The organism is Vibrio sp. 10N.286.46.A8, from assembly GCF_041470165.1.
GTDB classification, from domain to species: domain Bacteria; phylum Pseudomonadota; class Gammaproteobacteria; order Enterobacterales; family Vibrionaceae; genus Vibrio; species Vibrio tasmaniensis_A.
In genome coordinates, this window is the sequence record NZ_JBFRLX010000099.1 from 1 (window position 1) to 13,834 (window position 13,834).

A 13,834-nucleotide genomic window follows, 5' to 3' on the forward strand; every position below is an offset into this window, starting at 1 on the left:
CTCCCTCCACCATATTCTCCTTAATTGGAAAATCGAAAAGCCAACTCATTGAGTTGGCTTTTTTCGTTTCTGAGCTTTATATCTTTCTAAACGTATCTTTCTAAACACTGCCCTCAACTTACTAAACACCAACCCGTTACAACCCAAGAAAGGCTAAGCGATCTAGCCCATTCAAACATCAGTGTTCCCATACTTCTGCATGACGCTCACAAGCCAGATAAGCAGCGCAGCCTAAGCAATTGGTCGATACATGTTCTTGGCATTCATTCGCCATTCTCTGTTTCTGCTGCAAAGTAATCCCAGGCTCCAATACGGGTTCAAAGAACTCTATCATTACTCATCACATCCAAATTAAATCAATTAGTTAGCTCTAGGTTAATCCAACCTTTGAGCAAGATACATCTCTTAATATTTGTCGTGATGACACATTTCCGCTACTCATGTTCTTTGTCGATTCCGCACGTTTCGTCATATTGGCATTGTTCCTTGAATCTAAACCCCTTCCCCCCACCAAAAAAAAGCTCAAAGCCAATTTCCCTGCTGCGACTTATAGATACATATCATTAGACGCAAAAAAGCCCCTGATGATTTCTCAGCAGGGGCTTTATATTATTTGGTGTCATTCCGAATAACTACATCCTATTGATGTTTAGTTAAATCCTGGAATTAACCTTGAATACCAACAATTAACCAAGGTGCATTTTGAGTCGTTAGGTCACGCTCTAAGTGCCAGATATCAGTGATATCTTCTTCAATGCCGTCTGCGGTGTCACGGTAGCGACCGCTAAACTGAAGGCTTAGCTGTGCTTTACTACCATCGTGGTCTGCGCGAACGATTTCAGCATCAACGTACATTACGTCTGTGTGCTGATCACCGTCTAGCTTGTTACGCTCAGCTTTTAGGTCTTCAAATAGGCTTGGAGATACGTATTCTTCAATCGTGTTTAGCTCGTTGTGATTCCATGCACCTTGCAGTGTACGGTAGTGCTCACGAGAACCGTTGATGAATGCCGCTTGATCAAAACCTGGTGGGTAGTTATGTGGAACATCGCTTTGTGCACCAAAACCGAAACCACCAGCGCTATTTTGCGAATGAGGTTGTGATTGAGGCTGTGCTTGCTCGAAGTTATGAACATTTGGTTGTTGCTTAGGTTGTTCAAACTTGTTCTGACCCATGCCGCCGAATGCTGGCTGTTGGCCACGTGCATTCTGCTGATTCATTGAGCCCTGCTTCGCGCCCAACATTCCGCGTAGGAATTTAAACGCTAGGAAAGCAATCAGACCCATGATCAGAATATCCATGAACTGGATACCTTCAAATGCGCCACCAAAGAATGCAGCTAAAAGACCACCAGCAAGTAAACCACCTAGCAGACCGCCCATAAGGCCTTTCTTGCTAGAGTTAGCTGCTGCTGTTTTCTTGCCCGTTTGATCTTGTCGGATCGAATTTGTGTTTTGTTGTTTTGGTGCTGGAGCCGTTTTAAAGCTTTTGCCAAATGACTTACCACCACCAAACTTTTTCGCTTCCGCGATTGGCGTCACCGCGACTGTTACCAACAAGATCGCGACTAGTGAGAAAAATCGTTTCATTATTATCCTTTATAGGTTTTTTTATCTTTCGACACCTTAATCATACTCGTTAACAAAGAACAATGAAATATTCACGACGTTTACACATGTATCATAATATTGCGGCTATTAATTGATTACTAAACTAGCGAAGGGATTGACGGCACTCTGGGGCAGCATTAAAATATTGAACGATGTTCATTTAATAGAAAGTACTCATGGCAAGACGAAACGATCATACTCGCGAACAATTAGTGCAATTAACCTTAAAGACGGTAACCGACTTCTTAGAAGAGCACTCTTATCACGAGCTAAGTCTACGTAAAATTGCCAATATGATTGGTTATGTCCCTAGCACCTTGGTGAATGTATTTGGTAACTACAACCTACTCCTTTTACACGTTGTTGCTCAAACATTAGATGAACTGTCGTTCCAATCTGCTTCTGCGGTTGAACAATCGAGCAACCCTCAACAGGCTCTTTTCAATCTTGCATACTGCTATCACGATTTTGCACAAAAACACCCTCACCGTTGGCAGCTTATCTTTGAGCACAACATGAATGGTGAAAACCTTCCCGAATGGCAATCGAACCGTATTGATAGAATGACAGGTATGTTAGAGCAATTGCTGGTAGCTATTGCGCCTGAACACACAAAAAGCGAAGTCATTAAAGCCAGCCGTGTATTATGGTCTGGAGTACATGGAATTACTCTACTTAGCGTTGATGATAAATTTTTCGCCTCTGAACCTATCGATGGTAAAGAGTTGATCAATAACCTAATCTCAAACTACTTAACCAACTGGTAATCATCCAAGGAAAGACAATGAACAACAGCAGCCAATCTTCGCTGTTAACGCAAAAAAGGTTCCTACCCTACTTTATTACTCAATTTCTAGGCGCCTTTAATGACAATATATTCAAAAATGTTCTGTTACTGTTTGTTGCTTTCGCAAGCGTAGATACGCTGCCTATTTCCAGCAATCTATTCATTAATTTGGCCGCTGGTCTTTTTATTCTACCCTTCTTCCTGTTTTCTGCTTTGGCTGGTGTACTGGCTGACAAATACGAAAAATCTTGGTTTATACGTAAAGTTAAGCTCCTTGAAGTGGCGATCATGTCATTGGGCGCGATCGGGTTTATCTACGAAAGCTACGGGATACTACTCCTACTTCTGTTCCTAATGGGAACGCAAAGTGCCTTCTTTGGCCCGGTTAAGTACGCCCTACTTCCGCAACAGTTAGAAACCAAAGAGCTTGTGTCCGGAAATGCTTTGGTTGAAACAGGCACATTCTTAGCCATCCTAATCGGTACTCTAGGTGCTGGTATTATTGCATCTGAAGAAAGCGCGAAGCTCATTGCTGCGATATGTATTGTTTCGTTCGCCGTGCTTGGCTATGTATCAAGCTGCTTTATTCCACAAGCGCCGAGTAACGCACCAGATCTGAAAGTAAAGTGGCAGCCAGTAAAGCTAACCCGCGCAACACTCGCTATTGCCAAAAAAGACCGCCCAACCTTTCAAGCACTGATGTCGATCAGCTGGTTCTGGTTCCTCGGTGCAGCTTACCTCACTCAGTTTCCCAACTTCACCAAGGTTTACCTAAACGGTACTGAAAGCGCTGTCGCGTTTTTGTTGGCACTGTTCTCGGTCGGCATTGCGATTGGCTCGTTGGCTTGTGATAAGTTATCTAATCACCGCATTGAAATCGGCATCGTGCCAATGGGCAGCCTGGGTATGTCGATTTTTGGGCTATTGATGGCGATATCCATTCCTGAGTCCTTGCCTGAATTTACCTCTTTCCATCAATTCGTGACGTATTCAGAGCTGTGGCCGCTGTTTGCTTATCTTCTGCTATTGGGTATCTCTGGCGGTATCTTCATTGTTCCTCTGTATTCTCTGATGCAGTTACGAGCGAAACCAGATGAACGCGCTCAAGTGATTGCCGGGCTCAACATTTACAATTCACTATTCATGGTGGGAAGTGCGGTTTTAGGTATTGTTTGCCTAAGTGTTCTCGATCTTTCTATTCCACAGCTGTTTGTGTTGCTCGCGATAGGGAATACTTTGGTTATGCTGTACCTGTTTTATCAGGTGCCTATCTACGCTTTCCGTTTCTTTACATGGGTGGTCACTCACACTATGTACCGAGTTAAGCACAAGAACTTACACCATCTTCCAGAGAATGGCGGTGCACTGATCGTTTGCAACCATGTGAGTTATATGGATGCACTGCTTCTAAGTGCGGTTTGCCCTCGCTTGATTCGGTTTGTGATGGAAGAGGATTACGCCAAACTTCCTCCACTACGTCGATTCTTAAAAAGAGCAGGAGTTATTCCAATCTCCGCAACCAACCGAAACTCGATTAGAAACGCTTTCAAAGAAGTTGAACGAGCCCTAGATGAAGGGCACATCGTCTGTATTTTCCCTGAAGGTAAGCTAACCGCTGATGGCGAAGTAGCCGAATTCATGCGTGGCATGGAGTTGATTATCAAACGCTCTCCTGTACCTGTGATTCCAATGGCACTTAAAGGGCTATGGGGCAGCTACTTCAGTCGTTATAAAGGTCAAGCTTTTAAGGGGCTACCCACCCGTTTCAGGGCCAAGTTAGAGATAGAAGCTGCCGAACCTATGCTAGCCAAGGAAGCTTCATGCGACACGCTTCGACAGTCAGTCTCTGATCTTCGCGGCTCACTACGCTAAATAACCAACCTTTATTCATATCAGCTGAACAAACGTTTAGTTTTACTTAACGTTTGTTCAATTCATTTAGACTTACTTACCATTGCGTTAAGCGTATAGTCTTCCACTACGCTGCCAATACTAGACGCGACGAATTAAATATAATGAATCTAAAAAAGTCTGTTCCATTTTATCTTGCTGCTCTGTTTTGCTTAACCCCATGGGTGAGTTCACCGACGGCACTCGTGATCGGTTTCCTTCTTGCGAGCTTAGGTTTAGTCCCTGAGCATCTAGAAGTAGGCAAACTCACCAAGAAGCTACTGGCCTACTCGATTGTCGGCTTAGGCTTTGGCATTCAGTTTGAGAAAGCATTAGCGGTCACAGGCGATGGTATTGGCCTCATTGTCACGACGATTATTGGTACCTTGGTCATTGGTTGGTTCTTGGCAAAACGCATGGGATTAGATCGCACCACGGGTTACCTTATCTCTTCTGGTACCGCAATTTGTGGTGGTAGCGCCATTGCCGCCGTAGCACCGGCCATCAAAGCTGATGATGAACAGATTGGCTTGGCGTTAGCCACTGTATTTGTGTTGAACTCGGTCGCCCTTTTCTTGTTCCCAATGATTGGCCATGCACTAGAGTTAAGCCAACAAACTTTCGGAACATGGGCAGCCATCGCGATTCATGATACCTCCTCTGTAGTCGGCGCAGCATCAGCATATGGCGAAGAAGCACTGACCACAGCAACCACATTGAAGCTCGCTCGCGCACTTTGGATTATCCCAATCGCGTTAGTCAGCGCAATGATCTTCAAGAACGATCAAAAGAAGATTACGATTCCTTACTTCATTTTCTTCTATTGCGCTGCTATTGCTGTTAGTGACTTATTGCCACAATTTGAGATGGTCTATCAAGGTATCTTTGATGTGTCTAAGCGTGCATTGGTGGTGTGTCTATTCTTGATTGGTTGCGGTATTTCAGTTGAGAAGCTTAAAGCTGCTGGGCCGAAGCCATTGATGTTTGGTATTACAATGTGGACGATGATTTCGACAGGCTCATTAGCGTGGTTAACGCTTACCTGATGCATCTAATACGTAAAGAAGCGCTGTAGATTGGTTAATGTATTAACCAGACAAACAGATTAGCGAATGACAAAACAAAAAGGCAAAGCTCTAATGGGCTTTGCCCCTATCGTTTTTAGTGAAAATATCGTTTGTAGTAAAGATATTCTTTGTTACAACAATCACGAATCAAACAGGGGCTTATCACTCTTCTTGCTCTCTCTTTTCATTAAAACAAGTACCACAACTAGCACAAATGCAGTGAGTTCAGCCAATGAACGAGTCAGTCCTGACGAAACGAGCGCTTGGCCTATCTGCAGCAAAACTGCAATGATGAGGGCAACTTTCATAATAAGACCTTATTCTATAATCCGTTATTTATAGAGCTTATTATGATGGATGGTTATAAAGATAATAAATTCTGTTTTGAACTATCTAATTGCTAAATTAACTAACCTAGCGTAACTGCCCCTCTAGCCACTTAATAAACGTTCTTACCTTAGGTCGCTTTTCAGTGCCTAACGGACAGATCAATTCGTATCCTTTATCAGTATCCATACTTGGATAAGGCGTTATGAGCTCACCAGTCTCAATGTACGGCTTAACAAAATGATAGCGCCCCATTGCCACACCGATATTATGCAGAGCACTCTGCACGCCCATGTCTCGGTGGCTCACACAATAAAACTGCTCAAACAGATTTACATCGAGTTGATTGTGCTTAATCCAACGCTGCCACACATCAGAGCCTAGCGCATGAATGAAATTAATCCGGTGTAACGACTCTAAACCATCATCAAAGATATCGTGTTCAGCGGCATAACTCGGCGTACATACCGGAATATACTTTTCACCAAACAGACGCTGTCGATGCATGTCTTTTAGATCTTCAGCACCATAGTAAATGGCGACATCGAGATGATTTTGATGAAAATCCTGCTCTTCTTGCGAGAAGATGTTGAGATTAAACTTAGGATATCGCTGTTTAAAATCCGCCAATCTTGGCAGTAACCAACTGTTAGCAAATGCAGGACTGGTACCAATATTGATCTGACCGTACAAGTCGGTGTTGGTAATGTCTTCGATTTCGCCAAAAATAGAGCTCAACGACTTCGATAACGTGCGTTGAAAGCGTTGCCCTTCTTCGGTCAGCTCCAGCTTACGAGTCCCTCGTACAAACAAATTAAACCCAAGCTCTCCTTCCAACACTTTGATTCGATGGCTAACGGCTCCCTGAGTCAAATGCAACTTTTTCGCGGCTAACGTAAAGCTCATTTTCTCTGCAGCAACATTAAATGTATGAAGGTTTCTCAGTAAAGATTGATGGTTAGCCATACGAACTCATGCATTAAAAATTTTAATTCATAGTACTACCCGTTTCGTTTGTTTGCATTAAGAAATAAGTTTCTAATAGCCGCAGTTACTTAAAACCCTGCCTCGATCAATATTTAACTCCATACGTTGACGAGCAGAAACATTAAAAAAATTAATTACAAACTTAGGGGCACGTATGAATATACTTGGGTATATGCAAAAAGTAGGTAAGGCATTGATGGTTCCCGTAGCCACACTGCCAGCTGCAGCAATCCTTATAGGGATCGGCTACTGGTTGGATCCTGTTGGTTGGGGTTCAGAGAGTATTCTGGCCGCATTTTTGATCAAATCAGGTGGTGCGATCATCGACAACATGGCGGTTCTGTTCGCGGTGGGTGTTGCCTTTGGTTTAAGCCGTGATAAGAATGGTTCTGCGGCACTCTCTGGTTTTGTGATGTTCCTAGTCGTGACCACGCTACTTGCTCCCGGCTCAGTTGCTCAATTGATGGATGTTGAGTTAAGTGAAGTACCAGCGGCATTCGGAAAAATCAGCAACCAATTTGTGGGTATCATTGTCGGTATTATTTCCGCTGAAATCTATAACCGCTACTCCACCGTTGAGCTTCCTCAAGCTTTAGCTTTCTTCAGCGGTAAGCGTTTGGTTCCTATCCTTACCTCAATCGCAGGTATGGCGCTCTCTTTTGCTCTGCTATACATCTGGCCTGCTGTTTACGATGCTCTGATCGTTCTAGGAATTAAACTAGAAAGCATGGGCGCTGTGGGTGCCGGTCTGTTTGGTTTCTTCAACCGTTTGTTCCTATCCGTTGGTATGCACCACGCACTTTACCCTGTGTTCTGGTTCGACGTTGTAGGTATTAACGATATTCCAAATTTCCTCGGCGGCGCACAATCTATCGCTAACGGTACGGGTATTCCGGGTAAAACAGGTATGTACCAAGCGGGCTTCTTCCCTATTATGATGTTTGGTCTACCAGCAGCAGCATTGGCGATGTACCACTGCGCTGATGCGAAAAATAAGAACCAAGTTTTCGCAATCATGCTTGCGGCTGCAATGGCTTCATTCTTCACTGGCATCACAGAGCCACTAGAATTCAGCTTCATGTTCCTAGCGCCCGTGTTGTTCCTATTGCACGCAGTGTTAACAGGTTTGTCGCTTTACATTGCAGCAAGCATGGAATGGATGGCAGGCTTCGGCTTCTCTGCAGGCTTTGTTGACTTGGTGCTATCAAGCCAAAACCCGTTAGCGACTAACTGGTACATGTTATTAGTTCAAGGTGTGGTGTTCTTCGCGCTTTACTACGGTATTTTCCGTTTCGCTATCATCAAGTTCAATCTCCGTACTCCGGGTCGTGGTGAAGAGATGGAAGCAGAAGGCGAGACAGAATCTCCAGAAGCGTTAGTTAGCCAGACCAACAACTACATCGAAGCTATTGGTGGTGCAGACAACATTCTAGAAGTAGACAACTGTATTACTCGCTTACGCTTGACAGTAAAAGACTCGTCAGCAGCAGACAGTGACAAACTGAAAAAACTAGGTGCTGCAGGCGTTGTTCCTATCGGAAAAGGTGGCCTACAAGTCATTATCGGTTTAGGTAAGGTAGATAAGGTTGCTGAACAAATGAAGAAGGCACTCGCTTAAGCTAAACAGCCAGATGCAAAGATAAAAGCCTTAATGACCAGATTGAATATTAAGAATTTGTGATGGTTTCACCACCATCACAACCCCCTGAAGCGCAATTACGACTAGTCACCGTGTATTGCGCTTCATTTTATTGTTCTCAGTTCTATTTAGAACGTATCTGCTGTAACCACTGTGCCAATCCTGCGCGTGAAACCTTAATGCCTAGCTGTTCTTGATGAGGCATTAGATAGTACTCGACAGGAAATTTGAACCGTTCAAGACGGCCATTTAATTGCTCGGCAAACCATTCTTTGGTTGGTAAATCCGTACAATCCACAATAGCGACAGGTCGAAACCCGAATTCATCATCTTCAATCGGAACGATAAACGCCTGATTGATTAAAGATAACTGATTCAGTGCTCGTTCAATTTCTTCACAGTGGATATTCTCTCCCCCAGAAATAAACTGATTATCAGCACGACCAATTATCGACACTTGTTCGCCATCCCATTCGCCGAGGTCTTTACTGTCGAACCAACCGTTCTCATCCACCAATGGTGTTAACTCGCCCTGATAGTAATAACCAGAAGCAAGCGTATTGCCGCCAATAAAGATACGTTGATCTTCAATTTTCAACTGGCGTTGGTCGAGAACAAAACCTGCAGTATTACTAGAATCGACTGGCTTCGCGGTCACTGTTGAAGCCGCTTCTGTCATGCCATATCCAAGCCAAGTTTCAATGCCCATTTGTTGAGCTTCGAGTCCAAGAGACTCATGGATATGGCTACCGCCTAAAAGCACATGAGTTAAAGTAAGTGCTTGCTTACTCTGCAATAACCTATGTAGTTGGGTAGCTACTAAAGAGGCATGACTGCAACCTTCGATGTCTGACTCAAGCTTACCTGACCCTATTTTTATGCAGCCACCAGCCGCCAACCAACGATGGACAATCGCCAATCCCGACACATGGTACATCGGTAAGCTAAGCAACCAAGTGTCAGCTTGTTCAAAGTTGAAAACGTCTAGTAAACCCTGAGCTGAACATAAGTGTTGCTGCAACGTGTGAGCCACCGCTTTCGGGTTTCCAGTAGAGCCAGAAGTAAATATGATGCTTGCTAGATTTTGCGGATTGAAGTTGGAGTCTTGAGATGTCGTTATCCTATTATCATCACCATCGACCTTCACTTCATCTAAGCAAGACAAGGTCACCAACTGAGTATTCAAATCGACAGTCTCTGATTGCTCTATCCCGCTACTGTCCAAAAGCCAAAGGTAGCTTTGTTGACCTGCTTGATATAAGGAATCGAGCTTTTGCTTCAGGCGTAAGCTAGGCTGAGGCATGGTGAAAGCGCAAATAACACCCAAATTGAGTGCGGCAAGATAAGCAGGAATCACTTCAGCTTGGTTCTTACCGACAATCGTAAGGACATCACCTTTAGATAGGCCTTGATGAGATAGCTGTTGTTGGTACTCACTCACCAGCACAGACACTTGCTGCCAAGTGGAAGCGCGGTTAGGAATCACTAACGCTGCTTGATGTGGGTTCTGCTGCGCCCACTGTACCCAGAGCGGGTGAGGATTAGATTGTGGGCGCATCATAAGATAACCAAGTTATAGATTGAGAACGGTCTAAGCCAATCGAACGATCAGCCTAAGAAGACCAAATCAATTGCTGTTGTTCAAGCGTTGAAACAGGAAGCTGACAACCCGGCCAAGAGACTTCTAGCTGTTGCTGATACAAGCCAATCGTATCAAGCCCTGGAACTTCATTAGGTAAGTACTGTTGTGCCAATCGAGCAATCTGAGTTAAGCCAAGGCTAGACTCTATGCTTGAACTTAGTACAGGTTTAATACCAAGTTGTTGCGCGCGTTCAATGATAGCAACACAACGCTCTACTGAGCCAATCAAGGTTGGTTTAATCACAACCGCCTTAACACCCGTTAAGTCACTAAGATTAAACTCTGGACTTCTTACCGCTTCTTGCAGTGTTTCGTCCCATGCAATCGCAACACCGTGGTCAATAGCAAAAGCTAAGCTATCTTCAGGCTTCTGGCAAGGCTCTTCAATAAAGCTAATACGTTGACGCAGTGACGGCGAAATGTACTTGATGAACAGCTTCGCTTTCTCTGGTTTCCACGCACGGTTGGCATCAAGCCTTAGGGTCAAATCAGGGATCGACTCAAGGAATAAGCTCACTAGCATGCCATCACGAATCGCTTCGTAGAGACCGACTTTTACTTTGGCGACCTTCTCGCCTTTCATTTCATTCAGCACAGGGATCAATTCATCTGGATCGCCTGTACACAAAGGCGCTGCTTGGTAGTTACCTTCAGCATTGAGTTCGCCTCGTAATTCCATCATCGCCATCGAAAAACCGAAGGCAACAGAAGGATATAACTCATCAAAAGGCGTTTGAGGGTTATTGTGGATCCAAAGCTCTAATTCGTGTTGCAGCTGAATGCCAGCTTGTTCAGCATCTTCTTGGCTAAAATCTGGCAAAGGAGCAACTTCGCCAAAACCAGTTTTACCATCACTCTCAAGTTGGATGATATAGCCAACGCGTTCGTTCAACTTATTGTCACGAAGAATCACACCACTATCCATAGGTAATTGATAACGGTAGAGTTTAGCGTGACGCTGAGAATTCACTGAGTTCATAAAGTTTCCTAAAAAACGGGGAACATCAAAACAAAACGAGCCGCTATTAGCGACTCATTTTAAAGAAGAGAAAGACTATGGGTTACGCGGAAATTTGTCGAAATCAGGTCGACGTTTCTCGTTGAATGCGTTTCGGCCTTCTTGGCCTTCTTCTGTCATGTAGAACATCATGGTTGCGTTACCCGCCAACTCTTGAAGGCCTGCTTGGCCGTCACAGTCTGCGTTTAGTGCGGCTTTCAAGCAACGCAGTGCCATTGGGCTGTGTTGAAGAACTTCACGACACCAACGAACCGTTTCTTTTTCTAGGTCAGCAACAGGCACTACTGTGTTTACTAGACCCATGTCCAATGCTTCTTGAGCATCGTAGAAACGACACAAGAACCAGATCTCACGCGCTTTCTTTTGACCAACGATACGAGCCATGTAAGAAGCACCCCAACCGCCATCGAATGAACCTACTTTAGGACCCGTCTGACCGAACTGAGCGTTTTCAGCTGCGATAGTAAGGTCTGCCATCATGTGAAGTACATGACCGCCACCGACTGCCCAACCCGATACCGCTGCGATAACGGGTTTTGGACAAGTACGAATTTGACGTTGGAAATCAAGCACGTTCAGGTGATGTGTACCTGAATCATCTTGATAACCGCCGTAGTCACCACGGATACTTTGGTCACCACCAGAACAGAACGCCTTCTCACCAAGACCCGTCAAAATGATTACGCCAACCTTCTCGTCGTAACGAGCGTCAGCCAATGCATTGATCATCTCTTTTACGGTTTGTGGACGGAACGCATTGTGGACTTGAGGACGAGCAATCGTGATTTTCGCAATACCGTCGTCAGACTTGTGGTACTGAATATCTTCAAATTGACTGCTTTCATCGCGCCAGTTAACTGCTGCGTAAAGTTCTTCTTCTGTGATGCCTACTGTTTTAGCCATGGTGATTCCCATTGTTCTATTAGAGACCACGACTAACGAATAGTCGTGACGGTGTTGCTCTGCTTTTGATAGTGCTTGATACGAGAGAACCGCTCAGTCAGTTTAGCGGCGACTGGCGATACATTGGATGATCAGGTTGGAAAACAACTCTGGTTGCTCAAAATGAACATTATGACCAGCGTAATCAACCTGACTATATTCAAAGCCACTATTCTCAGCTAGCTCCATGAATTTACGATCTTTTTCACCACACACATAATGCAGTTGGTGCTCATGAGATTTCAATGTGGCACGTAAATCCGGTTGCTTAGCTAACGAAGTAGATAACAACATATTTGCTACGGATACTCCAAGGTTACCACTACGCTTTATAACCAAAGTTTGTCTTTGCTCATGATTTAGTGAAGAAAAGACGCTTTGTTGATACCAATCGTCTAAAACATCTTCAATCGACTGCTGCGCAAAGCGGACAGCCCATTGCGTATCATGTACTAACCTTTGTGCTCGTTCTTCATCACACTCCAGACCAAAGTTGCCACCTTCAATAATGACTTTCTCAAGATTAAGCGTTTCGAAGCAAGGGCTTGTCACCCCATACATGGCAAGCCTGCCACCCATAGAGTAGCCAATCACCACGATAGGGTAATCCGCAGGAAGATCGTTGAGAGCAAGTTGAGAAGTGATGCACTGAACGATTTTCTTGCAGCAATGATCAAAGCCTACCGAATCGATAAAGCGACTTTGTCCGTGCCCGGGCAAATCTATGCAAAGACGAGGAAAGTCCTCTAGATATGGATGACATGCGCTCCAATCATCCCCGCTTCCGAGTAAACCATGTAGAAAAACAAGCAAAGGTTTGTCAGAAGATTCTTGTACAGCTGGGTAATAATTGGAGTAAAGCATGTTAAGTCCTTAGGCTAATGCCTCGATGAGCATTGCACTGAATTGTTTCAACAAAGTAGCCGCTTGTTCGGGAGGCGTCTTAACTTCAACGAGCAAGGTGCCCTGACCCTGCTCGAAATGTTGTTCGATAATAGTTTGGTAGCCGTTCAAGGTTTCTGGCGCAGCATAACCAAGCTGGAATTGCGCAGCGGCATGTTCAAAACTGAAACCATGAGGCATTTGATAAAGTGACTGTTTTTGCTGCTCTGGTACAGGCAACAAATCAAAGATCGCACCACCGTCATTGTTTGTCACAACAATAACCATCGGCGTTGAATTATGAGTCAGCAGAGCCAGCGAATTGAGGTCGTAGAGCAAAGAGGTATCACCAATCAACATCAACAACGGATTCTGGTTGATTTTCAACACGCCCGCAGCCGTTGCCACTAAGCCATCGATGCCCGATGCGCCACGATTACTGTAAACTTGATTTGCAGATATTGATGACAACATATCCACCAGCCTTACCATCAAGCTGTTTCCCACAAACAACTCTCTGTCTTTAAGTCTAGTCGACAAGTCAACTGCAACGCTCAACTCGGTCAGTTGGTCATTATTGGATATTTGTGCCAATGCCAATTGTTGAACCGTATTCGCGATTTCGACCAAAGGTGCAGCCCAACCTGCATGTTGACCTAACAAGGTAGGTAAATGCTGTTCTGACACCCATGACTCGATATCAGCAACGATATGGGTTTGAGGCAGATGATCTTGGTTGATTCGGTGCGTATCTGGTGACACAACAATGTATTGTGACGAGCAGAATGATGAAGCTTGCGACTTTATCCAATGATTAAGGCGCTTAGAAACGATACGCTCACCAAATTGGAGAATAAAATTACACTGATTTAGCTTCTCTTTGGCTGAGCTACTTTGTAACCAGAGATCATAATGCTTCCAATCACTGTTCACGCCTGATTGAGGGTCACAAAAAACTGGCCAGCCTAATGCAGTGGCAAACTGCTGAGCTTTTGTCGCTTGTTCAATATCGAGCGAACCGAGAATAACCACACCCTTACGT

13 protein-coding genes are annotated in these 13,834 nt (G+C 44.5%); 4 read left to right on the forward strand and 9 right to left on the reverse strand.

The window, feature by feature from the left end; genetic code table 11:
- Positions 1–178: 178 nt before the first annotated feature.
- Positions 179–334, reverse strand: coding sequence for a hypothetical protein (locus AB4232_RS11310; protein ID WP_372087125.1), 156 nt, complete (start codon positions 332–334; stop codon positions 179–181).
- A 332-nt stretch (positions 335–666) separates the two neighbouring features.
- On the reverse strand, positions 667–1,590 hold the full coding sequence (locus tag AB4232_RS11315; protein ID WP_009847262.1) for a Tim44 domain-containing protein: 924 nt from the start codon (positions 1,588–1,590) through the stop codon (positions 667–669).
- Positions 1,591–1,787: 197 nt separating this feature from the next.
- Here AB4232_RS11315 and AB4232_RS11320 point away from each other — a divergent pair, with 197 nt between their 5' ends.
- From AB4232_RS11320 to AB4232_RS11330, 3 genes are all read left to right on the forward strand, one after another.
- Entirely contained in the window at positions 1,788–2,378 is a 591-nt protein-coding gene (locus tag AB4232_RS11320) for a TetR/AcrR family transcriptional regulator (protein ID WP_135381638.1), read from the forward strand.
- A gap of 17 nt (positions 2,379–2,395) precedes the next feature.
- Positions 2,396–4,270 carry an MFS transporter gene (locus AB4232_RS11325; protein WP_135381639.1) on the forward strand — a complete coding sequence of 625 codons (1,875 nt, stop codon included), beginning with the start codon at positions 2,396–2,398 and terminating at the stop codon, positions 4,268–4,270.
- A 143-nt stretch (positions 4,271–4,413) separates the two neighbouring features.
- Positions 4,414–5,334 carry a YeiH family protein gene (locus AB4232_RS11330; protein WP_029224038.1) on the forward strand — a complete coding sequence of 307 codons (921 nt, stop codon included), beginning with the start codon at positions 4,414–4,416 and terminating at the stop codon, positions 5,332–5,334.
- A 161-nt stretch (positions 5,335–5,495) separates the two neighbouring features.
- Here the strand turns inward: AB4232_RS11330 and AB4232_RS11335 are convergent, their stop codons facing one another.
- Positions 5,496–5,663, reverse strand: a complete 168-nt coding sequence (locus AB4232_RS11335) for a hypothetical protein (protein ID WP_017100591.1) — start codon at positions 5,661–5,663, stop codon at positions 5,496–5,498.
- A gap of 106 nt (positions 5,664–5,769) precedes the next feature.
- Positions 5,770–6,648, reverse strand: a complete 879-nt coding sequence (locus AB4232_RS11340) for a LysR substrate-binding domain-containing protein (protein ID WP_017098789.1) — start codon at positions 6,646–6,648, stop codon at positions 5,770–5,772.
- Positions 6,649–6,841: 193 nt separating this feature from the next.
- Here AB4232_RS11340 and nagE point away from each other — a divergent pair, with 193 nt between their 5' ends.
- Complete coding sequence (nagE, locus tag AB4232_RS11345) at positions 6,842–8,287, forward strand: N-acetylglucosamine-specific PTS transporter subunit IIBC (RefSeq protein ID WP_372087129.1); 1,446 nt, start codon at positions 6,842–6,844, stop codon at positions 8,285–8,287.
- A 145-nt stretch (positions 8,288–8,432) separates the two neighbouring features.
- Here the strand turns inward: nagE and menE are convergent, their stop codons facing one another.
- From menE to AB4232_RS11370, 5 genes are all read right to left on the reverse strand, one after another.
- Entirely contained in the window at positions 8,433–9,869 is a 1,437-nt protein-coding gene (menE, locus tag AB4232_RS11350) for an o-succinylbenzoate--CoA ligase (RefSeq protein WP_372087126.1), read from the reverse strand.
- 52 nt (positions 9,870–9,921) lie between these two features.
- Positions 9,922–10,929 (reverse strand): o-succinylbenzoate synthase, encoded by a 1,008-nt coding sequence (menC, locus tag AB4232_RS11355; protein ID WP_371728522.1) that lies wholly within the window; start codon positions 10,927–10,929, stop codon positions 9,922–9,924.
- A 75-nt stretch (positions 10,930–11,004) separates the two neighbouring features.
- Positions 11,005–11,871, reverse strand: coding sequence for a 1,4-dihydroxy-2-naphthoyl-CoA synthase (gene menB, locus AB4232_RS11360; RefSeq protein WP_010439547.1), 867 nt, complete (start codon positions 11,869–11,871; stop codon positions 11,005–11,007).
- Between the two features lie 102 nt (positions 11,872–11,973).
- Positions 11,974–12,774: a 2-succinyl-6-hydroxy-2,4-cyclohexadiene-1-carboxylate synthase gene (gene menH / locus AB4232_RS11365; protein ID WP_372087127.1), complete on the reverse strand. Its 801-nt coding sequence runs from the start codon at positions 12,772–12,774 to the stop codon at positions 11,974–11,976.
- A gap of 9 nt (positions 12,775–12,783) precedes the next feature.
- Positions 12,784–13,834 (reverse strand): thiamine pyrophosphate-dependent enzyme (locus tag AB4232_RS11370; RefSeq protein ID WP_372087128.1); only part of this gene is annotated, 1,051 nt, incomplete at its 5' end.